A 24,226-nucleotide genomic window follows, 5' to 3' on the forward strand; every position below is an offset into this window, starting at 1 on the left:
TTGAACATTCCATATTTACCCTTTTCTTTCACCACAAAATCGGGGTCTAAATCCCAATCCCTGTACAAATAGATAATTTCCTCGTATTTTGCAGGCAATACTTTCTCTCCTTTGAAGGTGTAAATGCCTTGTTTCCCATTCAGGAAAACCTTCCAAAAGAAATTGCCAAACGCCTCCATTCTGTCGTATTTCATAGGTATTACTTCTTTCCCCTTACCGCTATAAACCCCTTTCAACTTGTTTTTAGTAACGATAAACAAGCTGCCTTGTATGCGTTTAATGGTGTCAAGACCATTTAAAAGTCTTTTGCCTTCCGATGTGTAAAGCGCAAATTTCCCTGTTCTATTATCTTTTTTAATGTTCCAATCGTTGTCCGCTGCTGCTACTGCCACTGCTATTTGCGCCTTTACACCAAGGCAACAGAGCAGGAAAAGCGTGCAAAATATTGTTTTTAGAGTCTTCATTCTATGCTAAGTATGTCTGTCTGATAGTTTCAGAATGCAAAGATAACGATAAAATATCAAAGCCTTGTTACTCCTATACAACTAAAAAGAGAATGTATCCGAAACAGATACATTCTCTTAAAAATTCAATCTTTATGGCTGTTGCTTACTTCTTTTCGCAACCACAGTCGCCTTTGTGGTGGTGTTCAGCGAAAGCGAGGAGCATCCATACTGTCTTTTCCTGTGCTGCAAGGTAGCCCGTCATAAGGTCGGCAGTTACATCGTCGTTGGCTTCGTCTGCCAGTGCGATGAGTGCACGCTCTTGTGCGATAAGGTTCTTGAAGTAGCTTAAGATGTGCTCCATTGCCTCTTTGCCACATTCTACTTTGCCAAGTTCCTCGATGGTTGCAACCTTCAGGTACACGCTGAACTTGCTTTCAGGTGTGCCACCCAACTGGAGAATGCGCTCTGCTATTTCGTCTACGTGTGCAGCAGCACTGTTATACATCTCCTCATACTTCTCGTGCATCACGAAAAAGCTGTGCCCCTTCACGTTCCAGTGGAGGTTGCGGAGATTGGTATAATAGATTTGGAAATCTGCCAACAACTGTGCAAGTGCTTCTCTTACTTTGCTTACCTTACTCTCTTCTAATCCGATAATTTCTAAATTCTTCATACTTTTTCCTTTTTATTTGTTATTATCCTTATTCTCTGATGCAAAGATAGGCTATATTTTCTTATCCGCCAAATGATTTTATCTATATAAATATAGGTTTAATCTATAATAACAGGTAACTATCAGATAAATAGCTGTTTATGAATGAAAAAGAAAAGAGCAGATAACGCTTTTTATTTTGAAATGCTAAAAAGCTGTGCACAAAAAGCACGGCTAAGTTTCGGAACGGTAGAAATTATGTGGGAGAAACTTGTTTTGTGGACGAAAATAAGGCTATAAAATCGTAAAGATTTTTCAGAAGAGTAGGTATCGTTTAACTTCCTATCTGTCAGCGTGTTGCAAAACCTATTGTTTTGCATTCCAAAACCGTAGGTTTTGCACGGTAAAAGCGTAGGTTTTACAACGCAAAACCTACGGTTTCGCAACGCCAAAGCGATTATATCACTTTTTAACAGAATTATCTTTACAAAATCAGAGGTATTTTTCGGTATTTGCCTTGAGCGAGAAAAAGAAAACCCACTCGCCCGATAACTGTCGCCTAATTGTAGGTTGCACATAAAAAATCCCCACAAACAGCGATTGTTTGTGGGGATTTGTATGTTTTCTGAAACCTTATCTGCGAAGTCCGAGTTTCTTGATGATTGCACGGTAACGCTCGATGTCGCGTTTGTACAAATAGTCGAGGAGCGCACGACGCTTACCTACAAGGCGTGTAAGCGAACGAGTTGTAACGAAGTCCTTGTGGTTCTTCTTAACATGTTCTGTCAAGTGCTTGATGCGATAGGTGAACAATGCGATTTGGCTTTCTGCCGAACCGGTGTCGCCTGCCTTCTGTTCTTTGCCGTATTGGCTGAAGATTTCTTCTTTCTTTTCTTTGCTTAAGTACATTTTACTTTGTTGATTAATGTTGTTTGCAATTACATCTTTCTATCGTTAAAGCCGCCTTAATCGTAACGGCTTACAATATTAAATGCATCGGTATTTCCGAAAGTGCGGTGCAAAGTTACAACATTTTATTTGTTCCACAATACTTTTACGATTATTATTTGTAATTTTGCACGCACATTTGAGTTTTGATTTAAGACATAATAGATGCAAGATATTAGAAACATCGCAGTAATTGCGCACGTAGACCACGGTAAAACAACGTTGGTAGACAAGATGATGCTCGCTGGAAAACTTTTCCGTGACGGACAAAACAACAGCGACGAAGTGTTAGACTCCAACGATTTGGAGCGCGAACGAGGGATAACAATTCTCAGCAAGAACGTAAGTATCAACTGGAAAGGTACTAAAATAAATATTCTCGATACACCGGGGCACTCCGATTTCGGCGGCGAAGTGGAGCGTGTGCTGAATATGGCAGACGGCTGTTTGCTGTTGGTAGACGCTTTCGAAGGACCTATGCCGCAGACGCGCTTTGTGCTTCAGAAGCTTTGCAATTGGGTTTGAAGCCTGTGGTGGTAGTAAATAAGGTGGACAAACCCAACTGTCGCCCCGAAGAGGTGTACGAAATGGTGTTCGACCTGATGTGCGATTTAAATGCTACGGAAGACCAATTGGACTTCCCGGTTGTATATGGCTCGGCAAAGAACGGCTGGATGAGCGCAAGCTGGAAGGAGCAAACCGAAAACATAGAATATCTTTTGGACTTGATTGTTGAAGCCATTCCTGCGCCACGCCGTTTGGAAGGTACGCCGCAGATGCTGATAACATCGTTGGACTTCTCAAGCTATACGGGGCGAATTGCGGTCGGTCGTGTGCATCGCGGCACATTGAAAGACGGACAGAACATTACCATCTGCCACAGAGACGGCAGCAAGGAGCGCACAAAGATTAAGGAACTGCACACCTTTGAAGGCATGACGCACCAAAAGACCGATGCTGTCGGTTCGGGCGATATATGTGCCATCATTGGTTTGGAGCGTTTCGAGATTGGCGATACCATTGCCGACTACGAAAATCCGGAGCTTTGCCGCCTATTGCAGTGGACGAACCGACGATGAGCATGCTCTTTACCATCAACGATTCGCCTTTCTTCGGCAAGGAAGGCAAGTTCTGCACGTCGCGCCACATCAGCGAACGCCTCGACAGGGAGCTTGAAAAGAACCTTGCCTTGCGGGTTTCGCCCGTAGAGGGAGCTATGGACAAGTGGCTTGTAAGCGGTCGCGGCGTGTTGCACCTATCGGTTTTGGTAGAAACAATGCGTCGTGAGGGCTACGAATTGCAGGTAGGGCAGCCGCAAGTAATATATAAGGAGATAGGCGGACAGCGTTGCGAGCCTATCGAAGAACTTACGATTAACGTTCCCGACGAGTTCTCGAGCAAGATGATAGATATGGTAACGCGTCGCAAGGGCGAACTCTTGAGCATGGATACCGAGGGCGACCGTGTGAACATTATGTTTGAAATACCTTCGCGCGGCATTATGGGACTTCGCACGAATGTGCTTACTGCCAGTCAGGGCGAGGCGATTATGGCGCATCGCTTCAAGGATTACCAGCCTTTCAAAGGCGAAATCACCCGTCGTACGAATGGGTCTATGATAGCTATGGAGAACGGAACGGCATACGCTTATTCTATCGACAAGTTGCAAGACCGCGGCAAGTTCTTCATCGACCCGGGCGAAGAAGTTTACGGCGGGCAGGTTGTCGGCGAGCATGTGCACGAGAAAGACTTGGTTATCAACGTTACGAAGGCGAAGCAACTTACCAATGTGCGTGCGTCGGGCTCTGACGACAAGGCGCGCGTAATACCGAAGGTGGAGATGAGCTCGAAGAATGTATAGAGTATATAAAGGTTGATGAGTATATCGAGGTAACGCCGAAGAGCATTCGTATGCGCAAGATACTGCTCGACCACCTTGAGCGCAAGCGTGAAAACAAGGAGTAAGGAACAGTCGTTCGTGCATCGCCTGTTTGATTGGAGGGCTGAAAAAGCCGGCTCGTAATGTAATAATAAGGTGAAAAGGTCGTTTTATAAGTAAAACAAAACATTCTTATGAAACGACTTTTTTTATTATCTTTATTTGTGCTTTCTGTATTCGGAATACAGGCACAATCTAATTGGGGAACGTGGTCGGTAGTGCCACACATCGGTGTCAGCTTTGCAAATCTAACCGGAGATGCAATCTATCTTGATGATAATCGTGTGTCGTATACGCAAACGCGCATAGGTTTCTCGGGCGGTGCAGACGTGTATTATCAACTGACAGATAAGTTGGCTCTGTCTGGTGGCGTAGCTTATACGCAAGCAGGTTGCAACTTTGAGGACATACCTGCCGACCTGAAAGCAAAGAAGGGCACTGTGTCCCACGATACATATTTAAGTTTTGACTATATTGATGTTCCGTTGCTTGTCCACGCTTATGTATCAAAAGGCTTGGCGTTCTCGGTTGGTTGTCAGCCTTCTTTCCTTACAAAGGCTATATCGCATACAGAAATGCAAGGCTATGAAACGAATGAAAGTGGTGGAATAAAGTACGATAAGAATGAAGTTTATGAAAATGATGTAAAGGGTTTTATCAAGAAAACCGCCTTTTCCATACCTGTTGGCATAAGCTACGAATATGAGAACGTAATGCTGACGGCTCGCTACAATATCGGACTTTCAAATGTTTACGGCCACGATTTAATCGATAGCAAAAACAAAATCATCACAGTTTCGGTAGGATACAAGTTTAATCTGTAAAAGAAAACAACACAACAAACCGCCTTGGCAACGCTGCCAAGGCGGTTTGTTGTATGCCCTTGCTCTTGTTTTTTTATCCCGCAAGTGGGCTGCAGGTGCATACCACGAGTGGGGTATCGTCGTATATCACGAGCGATATATCATCATATACCACGAGTGGGGTGTAATTGCGCTTTCTTCGTGGTGTGCGATAAGCCTTGTTTCTCTGTATTTCGGAACCGTTAAAACGGTTGTCGAACAGGGGCTTTTGCCGTAACGGAGTTACGACGATCGTCGTAACTCCGTTGCTCCATTGGTCGTAACTCCGTTGCGATAAATGCCGTAACTCCGTTACGACAAATGGCGTTGTTTCGTTACGTGTTTCTTCTTTCTTATTTTACTACCTTGCGCGTCGTTCCGTCGCTCATGAGAACGATGTTCACCCCACGCTGCAATTCGTTCTGTTTCTTGCCATTGACAGAGTAAATGCTGCTGATGGTAGCGTCGTTCGATGACGTTCCTGACGAAATTCCCGACGGTGTTTTCTTTGTGAAATATCCCGTATCGGGGTTTGCCATCGACCCATCGGTTTTGTTCTTGTCGTAAGGCACTGCGCCTTTTAACTTCTCGCAGAGGTTGAACATGTCTCTCGAGTTGCCGCACGTCCATGTGTCGTTGCAGTAGATGGTGGTAAGTTCCGAACAGTGGTCGAACATTTTAAGTATTTCGACCGTGCCTTTTGTGTTGAAGTTCGTTAGGTCGAGCGAGGTCAGGGAACGGCAGCTGTTGAACATGTTTGCCATGCTGATTACGTTCTTCGTGTCGAAGCTCGAAACGTCGAGCGAGGTAAGGTTATGGCATCTGTCGAACATGTTTACCATGAAATTCACTTTTGCCGTGTTGAAGTTCGAAATGTTGAGCGAAGCCAAGCTACTGCAGCCCATGAACATGTTTGCCATGCTGATTACGTTTGCCGTGTTGAACTTCGACAGGTCGAGCGAGGTGAGTTTGGAACATTGCATGAACATACTGCCCATGTTGGTAACGTTTGCCGTGTTGAACTTCGAGAGGTCGAGCGATGTCAAGCCGGAACATTCCATGAACATACCGTTCATGTCGGTAACGTTCGTTGTGTTGAACTTCGATAGGTCGAGCGATGTCAAGCCGGAACAGCCCATGAACATACTGCTCATGTCGGTAACTTTCGCCGTGTTGAACTTCGACAGGTCGAGCGAGGTCAGATGGGAGCAGATAGAGAACATATCTCTCATGTCGGTAACGTTTGCCGTGTTGAGGCTCGAAATATTGAGCGAGGTTAGAGTACGGCAGTTGAAGAACATGTGGTACATGTTGGTAACTTTCTCCGTGTTGAACTTCGATAGGTCGAGCGATGTCAAATCTGTGCAGTGCATGAACATACTGCTCATGTTGGTAACGTTTGCCGTGTTGAAGTTCGATAGGTCGAGCGAGGTTAAGGAAGTGCAAGCAAAGAACATTTCCGTCATATCGGTTACTTCAGACGTGTTGAGATTTTCCCAACCCGTGATATTCTTCAAGGCTCTGCAATCGCCAAACCAACAACGGGTGGTTGTCGGGCGGTAGTTCTTGAACGATGTATCGAACACGACCGTAGTAGTCCATGTATTATTAGCTTCGGGAACTCCTGCCCAAGCCGGGCATCTGCCTTGGTATCGGGTTTCCTTGATGCCATACACCGTACCCGTTCGGCTCGATTTCTGTGCGTCGTAATAGAACGTGAGCGTTGCGCCGTCGTCGCTCTTCACTACATAAGCTTCTTGCTTTTGCGCCTGTATCGGTAATGCGATCATCACCATAGCTACCAGTAAAAATAAAACTTTTGACTTCATAATAGTGTTGTTTTTTAAATGATTTAATTAAATGAACTACCCCGCTTCCTTTTGTTGTGGCACGGAACGGAGACCATAACAGTGGTTGTTTTTTATCGGGTTGAACGATAAATATTGCCATATAGTGGCAAATTTAGTCTTTTTTTTGAGAATTGCAAAGTATTGAGGAAGAATATTTGCCTTTTACTCTTCCTCTCGGAGCGGATAAACTAAGTTCTTTTCGGTAATGCCGTTCAACACCTCGTCTACGAATTTGCGACTTTCCCAGCGCGCCATCGGCAGGTCGTGGAGCAGGTAGTTGCCGCAATCTTTGGGTGCTGCGCCCGGTATTTCGCCCTCGAACGAAGCCACAAACTCGAAGGTTCGGCGCATAAGGTCTACGATTTCTGCCGATTTCAGGTCGCCTTTCAGTATTAAGTAGTTGCCCGTCAGGCAGCCCATCGGTCCCCAATACACCACGCGGTCTTTCCATTCGGCATCGTTTCGCAGGTAGGTTGCCGCCAAATGCTCTATGGTATGGAGCGCACCGATGTGCAGTGCAGGCTCTCGGTTGGGCTCTTTCATGCGAATGTCGAAAGTTGTTACTACTTCGTTGCCTACGTTATCCTGTCGGCTGACGTAGATACCACGCAGCAAGCGGTCGTGGTCGATGGTGAAAGAAGGTATCTTGTCCATATTGTTCTTTATGTTTAAAGTATGTTGTTGATATGTTTAAAGCGTATTCGTACTGCGTTTAAAGTGTGTTTATGAAATGTTTAAAGCGTATTCGTGCTGAGTTTAAAGTGTGTTTATGAAATGCTTTGTAACCTCGAAACTGCCTTCGGCAATCTTGTTCCAGAAATCGTAATACATGCCGGCATCGGTGTCTTTCAGCGGAATATCGCTGATGACACGGAACGAAACGAAAGGAACGCCGTACACATGGCACACCTGCGCAATGGAGCAACTCTCCATATCGACAGCCGTTGCCTCGGGAAAATCGTTCATAATAGACTGCATTTTCTCTTTCGTCGTAACGAAATAGTCGCCGCTGACCGTAAGTCCTGCCTTGATGGTGAAGTCGTTTCCGTCCTTCGTATCGTTCAGCGAAAGAGCTTTCTCTACCAGTTCCGCAGGCGAAGCATAGCGTGCCGGCATGCCCATAATCTGCCCTTTGGCGGCTTCGCTGCCACACGAAACATCGTGATAGACACACTCCGTAGCCACCACCACGTCCATAACGTTCAGCGTGGCGTCAGCTCCGCCCGCACAACCGCTCGAAACCACGAGGTCGGGCTTGTAGTTGTTTATCATTTCCACTGCGCCAATGGCAGAGTTTACCTTACCGATGCCGCACTTCTGCAACACTATTTCCTTGTCGCCAACCTTTCCAAGCACAAATTCCTTATGGTTGCGACACACCGTTTCCGTATGTTCGAGAATAGACTTGAGCTGTGCAAACTCTTTGTCCATTGCCACAATAATTCCTATTTTCATGCTGCAAAGATACGAAAAAGTTAGTAGCAGGCAGTTGTAAGTAACGAGTTTTTTGTATCTTTGCACGCATATCACGAAAGATTTAAATAAAAAAGAATATGAATACTTTGAAGAAATGTCTGCCCGATGCGATTGTTGTCGCACTCTTTGCAGTAATCTCTTTTGCTTACTTTTTAGTGCCCGTATCGCAAGGCAAGATACTTTTCCGCCACGATTCGCAAGCAGGCGTGGGCATGGGACAGGAACTTACCGAGTACGAACAGCGTACAGGCGAGGTAACACGCTGGACAAACTCACTTTTCAGTGGTATGCCCACCTACCAGATTTCGCCCTCGTACAATTCCACCGACGGACTATCGGCAGTCATGGCAGCCTATCATCTTTGGCTACCCGACTATGTTTGGTTCCTTTTTGCCTATCTCTTGGGCTTTTATATCCTGCTTCGTGCATTTAACTTCCGCCAATCGCTGGCTGCATTAGGCAGTATTTTGTGGGCATTTTCTTCCTATTTCCTTATTATTATCGCTGCCGGACACCTCTGGAAGGTGATGGCGTTGGCTTATCTTCCGCCGATGATAGGAGGCGTGGTCTTGGCTTATCGGGGCAAATACCTGTGGGGCTTCATCGTTACAGCCGTGTTTACAGCCTTTGAAGTAAAAGCCAACCACGTGCAAATGACGTATTATTACCTCTTCATCGTGCTGTTTATGGTGGTTGCCTACCTTGTGCAAGCCATTCGTGAAAAGCGTTTGCAACACTTCCTGAAGGCTTCGGGCGTACTCGTAGCAGCGGCATTGATAGGTGTAGCCATCAATATTTCCAACCTTTACCACACTTGGGAATACCAAAAAGAAAGTATGCGCGGCAAGAGCGAGCTGACAAAAGCCAACAGTGCCAACCAAACAAGTTCGGGACTCGACCGCGATTACATCACGCAATGGAGCTACGGAATAGACGAAACCCTGACGCTGCTTGTGCCAAACGCTAAGGGCGGCGCAAGCGTTCCGCTAAGTCAGAACGCAACAGCAATGGCAAAAGCCAACCCCGAAGTAGAAAGCATGTTGCCACAACTCTACGAAGCCGTGCCGCAATATTTCGGAACGCAACCCGGTACGAGTGGTCCGGTCTATGTCGGAGCATTCGTTCTCTTCCTCTTTGTACTCGGTTTGTTCATCGTTAAGACACCGTTGAAGTGGGCATTGCTGGCTGCAACCATTCTCTCCATACTGCTTTCGTGGGGGCACAACTTCATGGGCTTCACCAATTTCTTCCTCGACAATGTGCCATGTATGCCAAGTTCCGCACTGTAGCCAGCATATTGGTGATAGCAGAATTTACCATTCCGTTGCTCGCAGCCCTTACGTTGAAACGCATTGTGGACGAACCGACAGTGCTGACAAAGAACATGAAGTTTGTTTATGCCGGTCTTGCGCTGACAGCAGGTGTAGCTCTCGTAATGGCATTGATGCCGAGTATGATGGGACCGTTCGTATCAGAGCAAGAACGACAGATGCTTTCGGGCATTCAAGGAATGACACCCGATGTTCAGAACACAATGCTTTCGAGCATTGCCACCATGCGTTCGGCAATGGTAAGCAGCGACGCTTGGCGTTCTATCATCGTCATAATCATCGGTGTTGCCATGCTTTTGCTTTACAAGGCACAGAAGATTAAGCCGCTCTATCTTATCATCGGAATATCTGCTCTCTGCTTGATAGACCTTTGGCAAGTAGACAAACGCTACCTGAACGACGATATGTTTGTGCCCAAGAGCGAGCGCGATACGCCACAGCAAGCTACCGCAACCGATATGGAAATACTGAAAGACAAGTCTTTATCGTACCGTGTGCTGAACTTCTCGTCGGGCGCATTCAACGAAAACAATACGTCGTACTTCCACAAAAGCATTGGTGGCTATCATCCGGCCAAGCTCCGTCGCTATCAGGAAATGATAGACAAGTACATCGCTCCCGAAATGCAAGCAGGCATGCAAGCCATCGGAATCAAAGGCGGTGTAATGTCGGAAGTAGACGGAAGAAAGCTTTTCCCGGTGCTGAACATGCTCAATGCCAAATATTTCATTGTTCCGTTGCAAGGCAATGCTACAACACAACTGCAAAATCCGTACGCTCAAGGCAATGGTTGGTTTGTAGATAAACTCACCTATGTTGCCGATGCAAATGCCGAATACGCCGAAGTGGGCAAGATAGACGTCAGCCACGAAGCCGTAGCCGATAAGAAGTTTGAAGCCGTACTCGGCAATACGCAAGCCAACGACTCTACTGCAAGCGTCGTGCTGACCAAGTACGAACCAAACAGTTTGACCTATACGGTGAACTCAGCAAAGGGCGGTGTGGTTGTATTCTCTGAAGTTTACTATCCCGGTTGGTCTGCTACCATAGACGGACAACCTGCCGAACTCGGTCGTGTGAATTACATTCTGCGTGCCCTAAACGTGAAAGCAGGCAAACACGAGGTAGTGTTAGACTTTCACCCAACGAGCATCAGCACCACCGAAACCATTGCCTACGTGGCACTCGTAGCCCTTCTTCTTGCCATTTGTGCAGCCCTATATGTGGAATGGAAGAAGCAAAAGGTAGCGAAAGAATAACACTTGCGAAACTCTGAAACAATAGAAACTTCGGCATAACGATGAAAGACTGCCATTTATTGAGGTCTTAATCGTGGTGCCGAAGTTGTTGTTTTTACCTGTCAAAGGTATAGGAAAAATAGACCAACACACCACTGCCGTTAAGTCGAAAATATGCTTCCGAAAGCAAGACAAACGCTACTGAAAGTAAATACCCTTTCTCCCGTACCTCCTATTCTCTACTTTTAACCTGCCTTCTGTGCGTTTGAATAGCGTTTCAACAAAAGAAGCGGATTTCACCTGCTTATATATTATTAGTAAGAATGATTTTGCCAATTCGTATATTTTCAGTATTTTTGCATTGTAAATAAGAATTTCACTATGTCAGAACAGATAACAAAGACCGAACAGGAGTTTAAAGAAGTTCTAAGCGAATGCAAGTCTCTCTTTTCAAAGAAGCTGCACGACTATGGTGCTTCGTGGCGCATACTGCGCCCATCGTCGCTTACCGACCAGCTCTTTATCAAGGCAAAGCGCATTCGCTCGATAGAGATAACGGGCGAAAACCGTGTTGGCGAAAGTGTTCGGCAAGAGTTTATAGCCTTATCAACTACGGAATTATAGGACTTATACAGCTCGAACGCCCGTTTGTAGACACTGTGGATATAACGCCCGACGAAGCAATGGCACTTTACGAAAAGCATATAAAGGCCACTTACGAGCTGATGCTGAAGAAGAACCACGACTACGGCGAGGCGTGGCGCGATATGCGTGTGAGCAGTTACACCGACTTTATACTCACGAAGATAGAGCGTGTGAAGGAAATGGAAGACTTGAATGGAAAGACATTGGTGAGCGAAGGCATTGATTCCAACTATATGGACATCATCATCTACGCTGTATTCGGGGCAATAAAACTGCATAATGAGTAAACTGAAATCGATTTTAGTAAACATCTGTCGGTTGTTGCTTGCCGCAACGTTCATCTTCTCCGGCTTCGTGAAAGCCATAGACCCGCTCGGCTCGCAATACAAGATTGGCGACTATTTCGCTGCGTTGGGTATGGCCGGAAAGATACCCGAATGGGTGCAACTCATTCTGTCCATCTCGCTTTCAGGCGCAGAGTTTACACTGGGTGTGTTGCTCTTGCTGGCTATTCGTCGCCGTTTGGTGAGCAAATTGTCGTTCGTGCTGATGCTCGGAATGACCGTCATAACGCTGTGGCTCACCATTAGCAACCCTATACAGGACTGCGGTTGCTTTGGCGATGCGATACATCTGACGAACAGTCAGACCTTTGCGAAGAACTTGGTGCTGCTCGCTGCGGTTGTTGTCGTTATGCGGTGGCCACTCTATCAGGTGCGTTTCATCTCAAAAACCAACCAGTGGATAGCCACCTACTTCACAATGGCGTTCATCATCGTGGTGTCGTTGTTGAGTCTTTACCACTTGCCACTGTTCGATTTTCGCCCTTATTACATCGGGCAGAATATTCAGAAAGCGATGCAAATACCGAAGGGGGCAAAGCCAACGAAGTACAAAACAACGTTTATTTGCACCAAAGACGGTGTTCAGAAGGAGTTCGATGAGAACAATTATCCATACAATGACACTGCTTGGGTGTTTGTAGATACGAAGCAGGAAATAGTAGAAAAAGGCTACGAGCCACCTATTCATGATTTCTCAATCACCAATGAGCAGACCGGCGAAGACCTTACAGAACAGATATTGAGCAAAGACGGCTATACCTTCTTGCTGATAGCACCTTTTCTTGAAGTAGCACAAGACAGGAATTTCGGCGATATTGAGGGCATATACGAATATGCAAAGGAAAACGGCTATGCTTTCTACGGCTTGACATCGAGCACGGAAAAGGGCATAAAGCATTGGCGCGACATAACGGGGGCGGAATATCCATTCTATACCACCGACGGTACAACGCTGAAAACCGTGATAAGAAGCAACCCGGGACTCTTGTTGCTGTACAAGGGAACGATAATAAACAAGTGGAACCACAACGATATTCCGAAGATAGAAGAGCTGAATGCACCTCTGTCGTTGCTCCCAATAGGGCACGAACCCGAAAGCAGCGCATGGAAGAAAATACTTACAATGGTGCTTTGCTACTTGCTGCCGCTTATCCTTCTCATTATTGCCGACCGCTTTTGGGCGTGGACAAAATGGGTGAAAAAGCGCGAACAGTGGATTAAGGAGAAGGAACAATGGCTCTTAAAGAATGAACAGAAGAGGAAACTTTATCAACTTTTAAAACGTAAAAGAAATATGAGAAAGAAAATTGTAGCAGGTAACTGGAAGATGAACGAAACCCTGCAAGAAGGTGTTGCATTGGCAACAGAAATCAATAACGCTTTGAAGGCAGACAAGCCTAACTGCGATGTTGTAATCTGCACTCCTTTTATTCACTTGGCAAGCGTTGCCAATGTGCTGGACAAGGAGTTGGTAAAGCTTGGTGCGGAAGACTGTGCCAACAAGGAAAAAGGTGCCTACACGGGTGAGGTTTCTGCTGCAATGGTAAAGAGTACAGGTGCTGAATACGTTATTCTCGGACACTCTGAACGTCGTCAATACTATGGCGAAACAGCCGAAATACTGAAGGAAAAGGTAGAATTGGCACTCGCAAATGGTTTAAAAGTTATCTTCTGCTGTGGCGAAACACTGGAAGAGCGTGAGGCAAACAAGCAGAACGAGGTGGTGAAGGCTGAACTCGAAGGTTCTGTTTTCCATCTTGGTGCAGAGGAATGGAAGAACATTATCCTTGCTTACGAACCAATTTGGGCTATCGGAACAGGAAAGACTGCAACATCTGACCAAGCTGAAGAGATGCTTGCATACATTCGCTCTATCGTAGCAGAAAAGTATGGAAAGGACGTTGCCGAAGATACAAGCATTCTTTATGGTGGCAGCTGCAAGGCAAGCAATGCACCGGAACTGTTCTCAAAGCCTAATATTGATGGTGGATTGATAGGCGGTGCTTCGTTGAAAGCTGCCGATTTCAAGGGTATCATCGATGCTTGGAAGAAGTAAAGACAAATAAACGGAAAGTCCTGCGAACCGCTAACTGTAAGCGGTGGCGGTTCTTAGGGACTTTATAAAGACAAGAAAAATGAAGAAATACCTTGCCATATTGGTCGTTGCACTACTTAGCTGTTTGGCTGTTGGTGCACAAGGTACTGTTACCGTAACGCAGAGTGAGGACATCGATGCGTTGGTGAACGGAAAGAAAAATGCTAAGACAAGCAAGAAGAAACCACAACCGCAGCCACAAGGAGCGGTGAAAAAACTAACTGTTCCTTCGGCAGTTATTCCACGAGTAGAGCCTCGTATAGAAGCACCGACGCCATCTCCGTCGGCGAGCACTGCATCTCCACGCACGAAACTTGTACGAAAGAAAGTTCGTCGCCCACTTATTGACCCGACTGATGGTACCGAAATCAGGCACACGGTAACGAAACGTGTGGCAAAAGGCGTAAGGAAGGTAAGAGGATTTCGTGTGTTGGCTTATTCAGGAGGCAATACGAGAGAAGCTCGAAAAGAAGCTGAAAGATGGGGACAGAAGGCTAAACAGATATTACAAACAGAGCCCATATACGTTCATTTCTATTCTCCTCGCTGGATGTGTCAGGTAGGAAATTTCACAAACTACGAACAAGCACAGAAGGTAATGAGGAAGTTGAGAAAGGAAGGATTTACCCATGCCAACATTATCAGGACGATGGTAACGATTGAAACAACTGAAGTGCTTGGCGATGAATACGAAATGGATTACTAATCTGTTTCATTTTAAATAGCAGAACAAACATTATTATAATATAGTTTTATAAGATTTATCAAGAACAACAATGATATTAAATATAGAATTCCGCGAAGGTCTCGACGATCTCGCAGGACATTACCGACATGTATTGCAACTTTTAGGTGAAGACCCCGATAGAGAAGGACTGGAAAAGACGCCTATGCGTGTGGCAAAAGCAATGCAAGTGCTGACACGTGGCTATACACAAGACCCGCATAAGGTACTTACCGATGCGCTGTTTGCTGAAAAATACGACCAAATGGTGATTGTAAAAGACATCGATTTCTTCTCTATGTGCGAACACCACATGTTGCCTTTCTATGGCAAAGCGCACGTTGCATACATTCCCAACGGATATATTACAGGCTTGAGCAAGGTTGCACGCGTGGTTGATATATTCAGTCATCGCCTCCAAGTGCAAGAAAGACTGACGCAACAGATTAAGGACTGCATACAAGACACATTGCACCCACTCGGTACAATGGTAGTGGTAGAGGCGAAACACATGTGCATGCAGATGCGCGGCATAGAGAAACAAAACTCTATTACAACAACAAGTGCGTTCAGCGGAGCATTCAATCAGGCGAAAACACGTGAGGAATTTATGAACCTTGTGCATTCCGATAAGATGCGAATATAAAGAAAATGGTTGCTAAAACAACCGTCTAAATAGAATAATAAAAGAAAGGAAACACGATAATATGAAGTTTATTTCATGGAACGTAAACGGTCTTCGGGCTTGTGTTACAAAGGGTTTTAAAGAAAGTTTTGCAGAGATTGATGCAGACTTCTTTTGTTTGCAGGAAACAAAAATGCAGGCAGGACAGCTCGATATTGCCTTCGATGGCTACGAGTCGTATTGGAATTATGCCGACAAGAAAGGTTATTCGGGTACGGCAATCTTTACAAAGCACAAGCCTTTGAGTGTTTCTTATGGATTAGGAATAGACGAACACGACCACGAAGGAAGGGTTATTACGCTCGAAATGGAGAACTTCTATCTCGTTACATGCTACACTCCCAACGCACAGGACGGCTTGAAACGATTAGATTACAGAATGCGATGGGAAGACGATTTCCAAGCATACGTAAAACGATTGGACGAGAAAAAGCCGGTAATAGTGTGTGGCGACTTGAATGTTGCACACGAGGAAATAGACTTAAAGAACCCTAAGACAAACCGCAAGAATGCAGGCTTCTCCGATGAAGAAAGAGCAAAAATGACGCAGTTCCTTGGCAACGGCTTCATCGACAGCTTCCGAACGCTTTATCCGGAGCAGGTAACTTATTCGTGGTGGTCGTACCGTTTCAAGGCAAGAGAAAAGAATGCAGGGTGGCGTATCGATTATTTCTTGTTGTCGAACCGTTTGCGCGAGCAGCTTGTCGATGCAAAAATACAGACGGAAGTGTATGGCAGCGACCACTGCCCTGTTGAGGTTGAACTGAATTTGTAGGCAGAGTGCGCGAGCAAAGCAAAATTTTTCTGCTGTTGGTTGCCGTGTTGGCAATCGTCATAGGCTATGCAATTGTGCCGGGGGAAGTTTCTTTTGGTAAGTTTTCGTTAAAGAAAATCAACCTCACGCAACTGCAAAAGGCTGATAACAACGATTCGACAGCACTTGCTAAACGAAAGGAAAAGAAGCTGTACAGGCGCAATCAGACGTTTTTATTCATAGGCGATTCGATGGTAGAAGGCTTGTCTCGACGACTCGGCGACTATGCAAAGGAGAACGGACACAAGCTATATACCGTTATTTGGTATGGTTCTACCACCGAGAAGTGGGCAAACTCGCAAACGATAGAGCATTTCATAAAGAAGTATAAGCCTACTTACATCTTGCTTTGCTTGGGTAGCAACGAGCTTTTCATTAACGATTTAGATGCAAGAGAGGCGAATATAAAGGCGATAGTAGCGAAATTGGGCAACTATCCCTACGTTTGGATAAGTCCTGCAAGCTGGAATGGCGACACGGGAATTATCAATTTGATGAAGAAGCATACGAAACAAGGTTGCTTCTTTGACAGTAGAGGGTTGAAATTGAAGCGCGGTCCCGACCATTATCACCCAACTTGGAAGGCTGCTGCGCTGTGGTTGAACAAGGTTGCTGCATTTATGGGAAGTTCAAAAGCGGCTTATCCCGTAGTGCTGAATACTCCCCAACACCACCATAAGGCAACAAATACAAAACTCTTACAACCTTCTTTCAAGGGATTTTAATAGGATAAATGATAGATTTACAGCAGACAACAAACGCATTGCTTTCCTTTTTGACAACACCCAATAAGGATTGGTCGTTCTGCACGCTGTCGTTTATGGTTGCCTTTCTTGTGTTTTTTGCGGTTTATCTCTATATAAACCGTTATAGAAAGGCGTGGCTGAAAACCTATGTCATACTGTTCGGATTGCTTTTTGCCTATAAGGCGAATGGTGTTCTGATGTGCTTGTTGCCCATAACAACATTGCTTTCGTGGTTCTTAACCAAGAAGATGATGCGGCTGCGACGTGGAAAACCACGCAAAATAGGGCTTTCGCTTGTTATCCTGATTGAACTTTTGCCGCTGCTTTACTATAAGTACACCAATTTCACACTCGATATTTTAAACCATCTGCTGCAAACAAACTTCGCGCCTTTGCAGCTGTTGTTGCCCATCGGTATTTCGTTCTATACCTTCCAAGCCATTAGTTACACGGTTGATGTGTACAAAGAACGTTTCCCCAAAACGACGGGTTTGTTGGAATACACCTTTTATCTCACTTTCTTTCCGTTGCTGATAGCAGGTCCTATTACACGTGCCCGGATTTTAATTCCACAGATAAATGCACCGCACCTCAACGATAAAGAACTTATCAATACAGGTCTGTGGCTCATTATTTGCGGCTTGCTGAAGAAAGCATTGGTAGCCGACTATTTGGCACAATATAACAATTGGATATTTGCAGACCCATTGGCTTACACCGGTTTTGAAAACTTAATGGGCGTATTGGGCTTTACCTTGCAAATCTATTGTGATTTTTCCGGTTATAGCGATATGGCGATTGGCATTGCAGCACTTATGGGTTTCCAACTGCCTAACAACTTTAACTCTCCGTATCAGAGTCTGAATCTGACTGAGTTTTGGCATCGTTGGCACATCACGCTTTCGCAATGGTTTCGCGACTATATCTATATTCCATTGGGTGGAAACCGAAAAGGAGAGTTGAAAACCTATCGGAACACTTTCATAACAATGATAGTGGCAGGGTTGTGGCACGGCGCATCGGGCATGTTTGTGTTGTGGGGCTTCCTGCACGGTATCGGTTTGACAATCCATAAGTTCTTCCGGAACAGAGGTTTCGGTAATGTTCCCAGCACAATATATGTGAAAGCCGTTTGCTGGACAATAACTTTCGCATATATATCTGTTGCGTGGGTGTTCTTTCGTTCGCAAGACCTTAGCACCGCTTTTAGCATAATTGGTAAGATTACTACTGACTTGCATTTCGCAGATGTTCAGAGTTTCATTAATACACGCTTGCTTTGGATAATGCTATTGGCTGTCAGTCTTGAGCTGCATTCTATTCGTCAGAGCGATTATAAATGGCTTCAGCAAAAGTTCATCTCGTTGCCTTGGTTGGCAAAGTTAATGATATTCTTGCTTGTTTTGCAGCTTGTTGTTAATTTAAGTCAGAACAGTGTCCAACCTTTTATATACACTCGGTTTTAACGTTTCAGCAGGTTTGTCTTGTAAAGATACTTCTCTTAAAAAGTGATAACTGCGCTTTGGCAATGCAAAACAATAGATTTTACAATGCGCTGATAGTAAGATGGTTACACAATAGATGTGCTTATAAAAAATATTTACACTCTTCTTACTTGTTTTTCACCTATGTAATAAGGTGTGCAGCGGCAGTAATGCAGCGGAGTAAAAGGCGCATTTTAAGCGAAAAGCTGAAACTTTATGCTTATTTTTGCTGAATACTGACAGCCTTGTTCTAAAGTTTCAGCCTTGCCACCGGCTATTTCTTACGTTTCGGAACAAACTTGTCGTTGAGCTGCATTACACCCGAATAACCAATCGATGCCCTTATATTCGATTTCAGGTTTACGTTGCAGAGCATCATCGTAGATGTTTAAAACGACGAGATAGGTTTCTGTTTGGTCTCGTGTTTCAATCAAGATACGCTCTCCGTTCTTTATCGGTTCGCTCGTGTAGCTGTATATGGGCGATAAAACTTCTATTCCCACACGTCCGTCGATAGGCGCACGGTCGAGTCTTCCCACATAAGGAAGCATCATACCGATAGAATCGCGGCTGACTTCTATCACGTAGTCTTCGTTTAATGTGCGTACCGGCATTCCCATAGGGTAGATTTTATCTACAAAAATGCGAAATCTCTTTTCAGCCAAGTGCCCTTTTACAGCGGCTGTTTTCAATATTTCTATCTTTTCGCGTGGCACAACGTTGCCTTCAGAATCGCGATAGACAGTTGCGCAGCCGAACATAACGACTACTGACAATAATAAAATTACAATCTTTTTCATACGTACCTCCTTCTTTAGTATGGGTTTGCAGATGCTCGATACAACAAAGATTATTGTTCGATTTTCTCTATTTTAGGTGCTGACATCTTTTCTACCAATGGGGCAGTTGCAGGCTTTGCAGGCACCGGCTCGACAGCAGGAGCAGGCAAAGGAGTAGGGGGTGCACTGGCAGCGTTGTTGTTTTCTTTTGCTTTCTTTGCTGCGTTCGTTCTTGCTTCTTCAACCATTTTCTTTATTTCTGCCTCAGCTTTTGTTTTCTCGTCATCGGTTGTCAAGTCCTCTTTGCGTGGTTTGGGGCTCGACCAAAGATAGTCTCCCACCACGTCTACCGTATCGAGTGCAGCCTTTCGTTGCTGTTCCTCTTGCTTTTCTTGCTCCGAAACAACATCGTCTTCGGCGATAATGAAGTTATAGAAAAGTCCTAAAACAAATAGAACCAATATCCCCAAGAGTATTTTGAAGGTTAAAGTGCTTGTAAACTTACGTTTTCTATTTTCTTTTGCCATAGTTCCTTTGTTTTAATTAAGCGAATATCTTCTGCAAAGATAAAAATAAAAAGGAGAAAGTTAGGGTAAAGTCGCAAAACTTTACCCTAATTTTTTATTCTTTAATACGAATGAGTGCATTTGCTAAAATAGCTGTTAAGCCACCCATTGTTATGCCGCTTGAGAATATGTTGCGTACCACTTCGGGCATCTGATCCAATATATTCGGCACGAGTTCTACGCTCAGTCCCATTGCAAAGCTCATTGCCATTACCAAAACAGCCTTGCGGTTGATGGCAGTGGCAGCGATAATGCGTATGCCTGCAGCAGCTACCGTACCGAACATCAGCAGTGTTGCACCACCGAGAACGCAGTCGGGGATAAGCGAGAAAAACTGTCCTACTATTGGGAACAAGCCTAAGACAAGCAAAGCACCTGCTACAAAGTAGCCCACATACCGACTGGCAACTCCTGTAAGCTGTATCATTCCGTTGTTTTGCGCAAAGATTGAGTTTGGAAAACTATTGAATACGGCTGCAAGGAACGAGTTGAAGCCATCTGCCAATATACCTCCTTGCGCACGTTTCATAAACACAGGTCCTTCAACAGGCTCGCCCGAAATAAGCGAGTTGGCAGTAATGTCTCCGTAAGCCTCAACGGCTGTAACCAAATAAATAAGTCCCAAGCCGATAATGGAGCCGATGTCGAAACGCAAACCATATTTAAAAGGTACGGGAATGTTCAATGTGCCTGTGTCGCCTAAGCGTGAAAAGTCGATTAAACCTAAGAAGTAAGCCACCGTGGAACCCAATATCAAGCCCAAAACAATAGATGCCATACGCAAGAACGGGTTTCTTGAACGGTTGAAAGCCACGATGCTGATAAGTACGAGCAACGCCAATCCAAGATTTTGCATAGAACCGAATGTGCCGGCATTCATCGCTGCCTGACCGCCACCGCACGAATTGATACCCGCTTTTATTAAACACAGACCAATAAGTGTAACAACGATGCCCGAAACCAGCGGTGTTATGATTTTACGCATATACGGCAGCACGCGGCTGACCAGCATTTCCACGACAGAAGCTAACATACAAGCTCCGAATATATAGCTCAATCCCATGCTTACATTCATCTTTCCTCCTACCATACCGAGCATTCCGGCTCCGATAATGGGACTAATGAACGAGAACGACGTACCTTGAATGCACAATAAACCTGCACCCAAACTGCCGAAACGCTTACACTGAATGAAAGTAGCTATGCCCGAGACGAACAGCGACATGGAAACAAGGAAGCCGGTTGTTTCCAAATCGAATTCCAAAGCCGAACTGATGATGAGCGGCGGTGTAATGATGGCAACGAAAATCGCCAGCAAGTGCTGCACGGCAGCAAAGATTGTTTCTCGCAAAGGTGGGCGGTCGTTCAGCCCATAAATAAGTTCTTTTGTTTGTTCCATGGTTTTATCCTTTTCTTAGTTTTATTTCGCAGTTGTCCAATGAATCGATAATGGCTAAGCTTTCGCAACGTATTCCCGCTGCCTCAATAATCTCACGGCCGTGTTGGAACGCCTTCTCGATGATAAATCCCATACCTACAAGCTCTGCTCCGGCTTGCTTGCAGAGGTCTATAATGCCCTTTGCAGCGTTTCCGTAAGCCAAGAAATCGTCTACGAAAAGCACCTTGTCGGCCGGTGTAAGATACTCTCTTGAAATGCAAACATGGTATTCGCGCTGCTTTGTGAACGAGAAAACGGTAGACGAAATCATATCCACCATTGTCGAAGGTTTCTTTTTCTTGGCAAAAACAACAGGCAAATCGAGCAGGAAACCCATCATAATGGCAGGCGCAATGCCGCTTGCCTCCACTGTTATAATCTTGTTTATTTCGGTAGAAGCGTAGCGACGGATAAACTCCACGGCTATTTGCTTCATCAGGTTTGGGTCTAACTGATGATTAATAAACTTGTCTACCTTCAAAATTCCCCCTTCATAGCATTTGCCATCTTTAAGGATGCGGTCTATCAATGTTCTCATTGTACGGTTATTTTATTTAGATTACTGTTTTAATTGTACTTATACTGCCAACAGGATAGGAACAACCCGATTGTTAGAAATATAAAATGCAAAAGTAATAAATTATGAAAAACTATCTGCTAATCTTACCATTTATTTTTCGTTTTTGCGAAAGAATGAAACCAAAACGAAAATAAAACACCGTTGTTATAGGCTGTTTTGACGATTTTATGTACTTTTGCACCTCGGTTTCGGTAAGGTCTGCTTCCCACTAAGAGCAGATAGTCCGAACCATTAATAAATTTATTACATCATGTACAAACCAATTTTAAACAAGCGTAGTGTACTGAAGTTTACTCACTTCTCTAATCGCGGCTATTCACTCTTTGCTGTTCTCGGCAAGGAAGTGATAATTGGTGTACTGAGTGTTGCTACTCTTCAACATGCAACGGCACACAACGTTAGCAACGAAGCCTTGCAAACGAGTAGCGATTCTACAGTAACCAACAAGCAAGTGATGCTCGACGAAGTGAGTGTAACGGGTACGCGTGCGCCGCTGACCGTAAGTCAGCAAGCGAGAATGGTAACTGTACTGACTCGTGAAGACATTCAAGCCGCGCCAGTACAAAGTGTAAACGACCTGTTGAAGTATGCCGTAGGGGTAGACGTGCGCCAGAAAGGAGCTTTAGGAGCACTTACCGATGTGAGCATACGCGGCGGAAACTCCGAGCAAATCACGGTTTTGCTGAACGGCATTAACATCTGCGATGCTCAAACCGCTCACAACACTTTCGATTTCCCTGTCGATATAAGCGAAATTGAACGCATTGAAGTTCTCGAAGGTCCGGCAGGACGCGTTTATGGCACATCTTCTTTATTAGGTGCGATAAACATTGTAACCAAAACTCCCCCCTCTTCCTCTCTCTCTGCACGCATAGAAGGTGGCTCTTACGGCTATCTGGCAGCGGGTGCACGTGCAAACATTGCGCAAGGGCGTTGGAACAATCAACTCTCGGGGTCGTTTATGCGTAGCGACGGTTATCTGCGCAACAAGGCTGACAGGCTGAATGCCGACTACAAAACAAGCAAGGCTTTCTATCAAGGCAACTATAACGACAGCCGGATTGCAGTTCGGTGGCACGCCGGTATGAGTGTTAAAGACTTTGGTGCCAATACGTTCTATGCTGCCAAGTACGACGACCAGTTTGAACATACGTTTAAAACGTTCACTGCCTTACAGGCTGAAAACAAACAAGGCAAGTTCCACATTCGTCCGTCCATCTATTGGAACCGCAGTATGGACAGATTTGAACTTTTCCGTGGTGCGCCCGAAAAGTATGCGTACAACTACCACCGCACCGATGTATATGGCTTAAATCTCAATGCTTACTTCGATTGGACTTTGGGACGCACGGCTTTCGGGGCAGAATTACGCCACGAAGAACTTGTGAGCACCAATCTTGGCGAGAAACTCGAACGTCCGCACCACATTCACGGCACCGACCGCAACTATACGAACGGCATAAACCGCACCAACCTGCAGTTTGTATTGGAACACAACATTATTCTTTCGCGCTTTACGCTTTCAGCAGGCATTGTGGCTGTAAAGAACAGTCAGGCTGATATGAATATGCGCGTCTATCCGGGCATAGATGCCGGCTACCGAATAGGCAACGCGTGGAAGGTGTATGCGTCGTACAACACTTCGCTGCGTATGCCGTCGTTCACCGAACTCTTTTATTCTGTGGGTGGACACAAGGCAGACAAGCATCTGAAACCTGAAGAATTGTCGGCATTGGAAGCAGGTATAAAGTACAACACACGTGGTATCAGCGGCAAGACAAGCATCTTCTACAACCACCAAAAGAACCTTATCGATTGGATTTCAGACGGTACGCTCGATGCAAACGGTGCTACGCTGTGGCAAAGCGTAAACTTCGGGCGCATCAATGTTGTAGGTGTTGAGGCTTCTCTTAGTTTCGATTTCCGTGCCTTAATGCCTTCACAGCGTTTCCTAAAGCAATTCAGTCTTGCCTATTGCTACCTCAACCAGAACGAAAAGGAGCATGCAGGCATAACGAGCAAGTATGTATTGGAATATGTAAAGAACAAAATGGTGGCAGATTTGCAACTGAATTTGTGGCGAAACCTCGATTTAGGTTTGAATTATCGTTTACTCCACCGTATGGGAAGCTATATCGACACGAACAACCGGCGACACAATTACGCCACGTATGGCATACTCGACACTCGCCTTTCGTGGAATACGGCTAAGTGGACAGCCTTTGCTGCCGCCAACAACCTGCTGAACCGGACGTATGTAGACTACGGTAATGTGCCGCAACCCGGCACTTGGATAACTGCAGGAATCAGCATACAGATGTAGCATTTCTGCCATTTTTGTAGCTGAGAAGGAAGTTTAATACTTCATGTACCAACGCTCCCGAACCTTTTTATATGAGGTTCGGGAGCGTTTTTCTTTGTATTTCCCTTTACGAGTACTAAGTTCTTTTGCGATTTTTGCCGGACATTCATGAATTACTTACGTGTAGAAAAATATTTATTTACACGTAAAGAATAATTTACTTACACGTAAATAAATATTTCTTTACGTGTAAATAATTTAGCAGACAAGTAGTTTCCTTGCTTCTTTACCCAATATAAAAC

General features: G+C 45.1%; 17 protein-coding genes and 4 pseudogenes. 11 read left to right on the forward strand and 10 right to left on the reverse strand.

All coding sequences use genetic code 11. From position 1 onward, the window contains the following. From JCM15124_RS14195 to rpsO, 3 genes and pseudogenes are all read right to left on the reverse strand, one after another. A pseudogene (locus JCM15124_RS14195) lies at positions 1–464 on the reverse strand (WG repeat-containing protein); the annotation flags it as partial. Positions 465–609: 145 nt separating this feature from the next. Next, complete coding sequence (locus JCM15124_RS10945) at positions 610–1,119, reverse strand: Dps family protein (RefSeq protein ID WP_024999448.1); 510 nt, start codon at positions 1,117–1,119, stop codon at positions 610–612. Positions 1,120–1,731: 612 nt separating this feature from the next. Further along, positions 1,732–2,007, reverse strand: coding sequence for a 30S ribosomal protein S15 (gene rpsO / locus JCM15124_RS10950; RefSeq protein ID WP_024999449.1), 276 nt, complete (start codon positions 2,005–2,007; stop codon positions 1,732–1,734). Positions 2,008–2,211: 204 nt separating this feature from the next. On the opposite strand from rpsO, the pseudogene typA reads away from it, so the two are divergent. Both typA and JCM15124_RS10960 read left to right on the forward strand, forming a co-directional pair. Then, positions 2,212–4,011 (forward strand): annotated as a pseudogene (typA, locus tag JCM15124_RS14200) (translational GTPase TypA). 108 nt (positions 4,012–4,119) lie between these two features. Continuing rightward, positions 4,120–4,809 carry a porin family protein gene (locus tag JCM15124_RS10960; protein WP_024999450.1) on the forward strand — a complete coding sequence of 230 codons (690 nt, stop codon included), beginning with the start codon at positions 4,120–4,122 and terminating at the stop codon, positions 4,807–4,809. A gap of 371 nt (positions 4,810–5,180) precedes the next feature. On the opposite strand, the gene JCM15124_RS10970 is transcribed toward JCM15124_RS10960, so the two are convergent. The 3 genes from JCM15124_RS10970 to JCM15124_RS10980 form a co-directional block, all read right to left on the reverse strand. Continuing rightward, entirely contained in the window at positions 5,181–6,656 is a 1,476-nt protein-coding gene (locus JCM15124_RS10970; RefSeq protein ID WP_024999452.1) for a BspA family leucine-rich repeat surface protein, read from the reverse strand. Between the two features lie 183 nt (positions 6,657–6,839). Next, on the reverse strand, positions 6,840–7,331 hold the full coding sequence (locus tag JCM15124_RS10975) for an S-ribosylhomocysteine lyase (protein ID WP_024999453.1): 492 nt from the start codon (positions 7,329–7,331) through the stop codon (positions 6,840–6,842). Between the two features lie 102 nt (positions 7,332–7,433). Further along, a complete protein-coding gene (locus tag JCM15124_RS10980; protein WP_024999454.1) occupies positions 7,434–8,132 on the reverse strand; it encodes a 5'-methylthioadenosine/adenosylhomocysteine nucleosidase in 699 nt (232 codons plus the stop codon). A 98-nt stretch (positions 8,133–8,230) separates the two neighbouring features. On the opposite strand from JCM15124_RS10980, the pseudogene JCM15124_RS14205 reads away from it, so the two are divergent. The 8 genes and pseudogenes from JCM15124_RS14205 to JCM15124_RS11020 all read left to right on the forward strand — a co-directional run bounded on the left by JCM15124_RS14205 (position 8,231) and on the right by JCM15124_RS11020 (position 18,241). Further along, positions 8,231–10,743 (forward strand): annotated as a pseudogene (locus JCM15124_RS14205) (YfhO family protein). A 360-nt stretch (positions 10,744–11,103) separates the two neighbouring features. Further along, positions 11,104–11,654 (forward strand): annotated as a pseudogene (locus JCM15124_RS14210) (DUF1599 domain-containing protein). Continuing rightward, a complete protein-coding gene (locus JCM15124_RS10995) occupies positions 11,647–13,767 on the forward strand; it encodes a BT_3928 family protein (protein WP_024999455.1) in 2,121 nt (706 codons plus the stop codon). The pseudogene JCM15124_RS14210 and the gene JCM15124_RS10995 overlap by 8 nt, the downstream one beginning before the upstream one ends. A gap of 79 nt (positions 13,768–13,846) precedes the next feature. Then, the gene (locus tag JCM15124_RS11000; RefSeq protein WP_024999456.1) at positions 13,847–14,512 is read left to right on the forward strand and encodes an SPOR domain-containing protein; all 666 of its coding nucleotides are present in this window, start codon (positions 13,847–13,849) and stop codon (positions 14,510–14,512) included. 70 nt (positions 14,513–14,582) lie between these two features. After that, complete coding sequence (gene folE, locus JCM15124_RS11005) at positions 14,583–15,176, forward strand: GTP cyclohydrolase I FolE (RefSeq protein ID WP_024999457.1); 594 nt, start codon at positions 14,583–14,585, stop codon at positions 15,174–15,176. Positions 15,177–15,237: 61 nt separating this feature from the next. Next, positions 15,238–15,990, forward strand: coding sequence for an exodeoxyribonuclease III (locus JCM15124_RS11010; RefSeq protein ID WP_024999458.1), 753 nt, complete (start codon positions 15,238–15,240; stop codon positions 15,988–15,990). A gap of 5 nt (positions 15,991–15,995) precedes the next feature. After that, a complete protein-coding gene (locus tag JCM15124_RS11015) occupies positions 15,996–16,754 on the forward strand; it encodes an SGNH/GDSL hydrolase family protein (protein ID WP_024999459.1) in 759 nt (252 codons plus the stop codon). Between the two features lie 8 nt (positions 16,755–16,762). After that, positions 16,763–18,241, forward strand: coding sequence for an MBOAT family O-acyltransferase (locus JCM15124_RS11020; protein ID WP_024999460.1), 1,479 nt, complete (start codon positions 16,763–16,765; stop codon positions 18,239–18,241). Between the two features lie 299 nt (positions 18,242–18,540). Here JCM15124_RS11020 and JCM15124_RS14215 read toward each other — a convergent pair whose 3' ends face one another. The 4 genes from JCM15124_RS14215 to xpt form a co-directional block, all read right to left on the reverse strand. Beyond that, complete coding sequence (locus tag JCM15124_RS14215; RefSeq protein ID WP_232220171.1) at positions 18,541–19,059, reverse strand: DUF4251 domain-containing protein; 519 nt, start codon at positions 19,057–19,059, stop codon at positions 18,541–18,543. A 50-nt stretch (positions 19,060–19,109) separates the two neighbouring features. Further along, complete coding sequence (locus JCM15124_RS11030) at positions 19,110–19,565, reverse strand: hypothetical protein (protein WP_024999461.1); 456 nt, start codon at positions 19,563–19,565, stop codon at positions 19,110–19,112. 94 nt (positions 19,566–19,659) lie between these two features. Continuing rightward, positions 19,660–21,003 (reverse strand): nucleobase:cation symporter-2 family protein, encoded by a 1,344-nt coding sequence (locus JCM15124_RS11035; RefSeq protein ID WP_024999462.1) that lies wholly within the window; start codon positions 21,001–21,003, stop codon positions 19,660–19,662. A 4-nt stretch (positions 21,004–21,007) separates the two neighbouring features. Next, positions 21,008–21,580 (reverse strand): xanthine phosphoribosyltransferase, encoded by a 573-nt coding sequence (gene xpt / locus JCM15124_RS11040; RefSeq protein ID WP_024999463.1) that lies wholly within the window; start codon positions 21,578–21,580, stop codon positions 21,008–21,010. Between the two features lie 292 nt (positions 21,581–21,872). Between xpt and JCM15124_RS11045 the strand changes: the two genes are divergently transcribed. After that, entirely contained in the window at positions 21,873–23,945 is a 2,073-nt protein-coding gene (locus JCM15124_RS11045) for a TonB-dependent receptor plug domain-containing protein (protein WP_024999464.1), read from the forward strand. Positions 23,946–24,226: the final 281 nt, after the last annotated feature.

Source organism: Prevotella falsenii DSM 22864 = JCM 15124 (assembly GCF_000613945.1).
Lineage (GTDB): Bacteria > Bacteroidota > Bacteroidia > Bacteroidales > Bacteroidaceae > Prevotella > Prevotella falsenii.

Coding starts and splice junctions, on each gene's coding strand:
- folE (WP_024999457.1), top strand. CDS start 14,583: ATGATATTAAATATAGAATTCCGCGAAGGTCTCGACGATCTCGCAGGA.
- JCM15124_RS11020 (WP_024999460.1), top strand. CDS start 16,763: ATGATAGATTTACAGCAGACAACAAACGCATTGCTTTCCTTTTTGACA.
- JCM15124_RS11030 (WP_024999461.1), bottom strand. CDS start 19,565: ATGGCAAAAGAAAATAGAAAACGTAAGTTTACAAGCACTTTAACCTTC.
- JCM15124_RS14215 (WP_232220171.1), bottom strand. CDS start 19,059: ATGAAAAAGATTGTAATTTTATTATTGTCAGTAGTCGTTATGTTCGGC.
- rpsO (WP_024999449.1), bottom strand. CDS start 2,007: ATGTACTTAAGCAAAGAAAAGAAAGAAGAAATCTTCAGCCAATACGGC.
- JCM15124_RS10960 (WP_024999450.1), top strand. CDS start 4,120: ATGAAACGACTTTTTTTATTATCTTTATTTGTGCTTTCTGTATTCGGA.
- JCM15124_RS10970 (WP_024999452.1), bottom strand. CDS start 6,656: ATGAAGTCAAAAGTTTTATTTTTACTGGTAGCTATGGTGATGATCGCA.
- JCM15124_RS10995 (WP_024999455.1), top strand. CDS start 11,647: ATGAGTAAACTGAAATCGATTTTAGTAAACATCTGTCGGTTGTTGCTT.
- JCM15124_RS11035 (WP_024999462.1), bottom strand. CDS start 21,003: ATGGAACAAACAAAAGAACTTATTTATGGGCTGAACGACCGCCCACCT.
- JCM15124_RS11045 (WP_024999464.1), top strand. CDS start 21,873: ATGTACAAACCAATTTTAAACAAGCGTAGTGTACTGAAGTTTACTCAC.
- JCM15124_RS10945 (WP_024999448.1), bottom strand. CDS start 1,119: ATGAAGAATTTAGAAATTATCGGATTAGAAGAGAGTAAGGTAAGCAAA.
- JCM15124_RS11000 (WP_024999456.1), top strand. CDS start 13,847: ATGAAGAAATACCTTGCCATATTGGTCGTTGCACTACTTAGCTGTTTG.
- JCM15124_RS10980 (WP_024999454.1), bottom strand. CDS start 8,132: ATGAAAATAGGAATTATTGTGGCAATGGACAAAGAGTTTGCACAGCTC.
- JCM15124_RS10975 (WP_024999453.1), bottom strand. CDS start 7,331: ATGGACAAGATACCTTCTTTCACCATCGACCACGACCGCTTGCTGCGT.
- xpt (WP_024999463.1), bottom strand. CDS start 21,580: ATGAGAACATTGATAGACCGCATCCTTAAAGATGGCAAATGCTATGAA.
- JCM15124_RS11010 (WP_024999458.1), top strand. CDS start 15,238: ATGAAGTTTATTTCATGGAACGTAAACGGTCTTCGGGCTTGTGTTACA.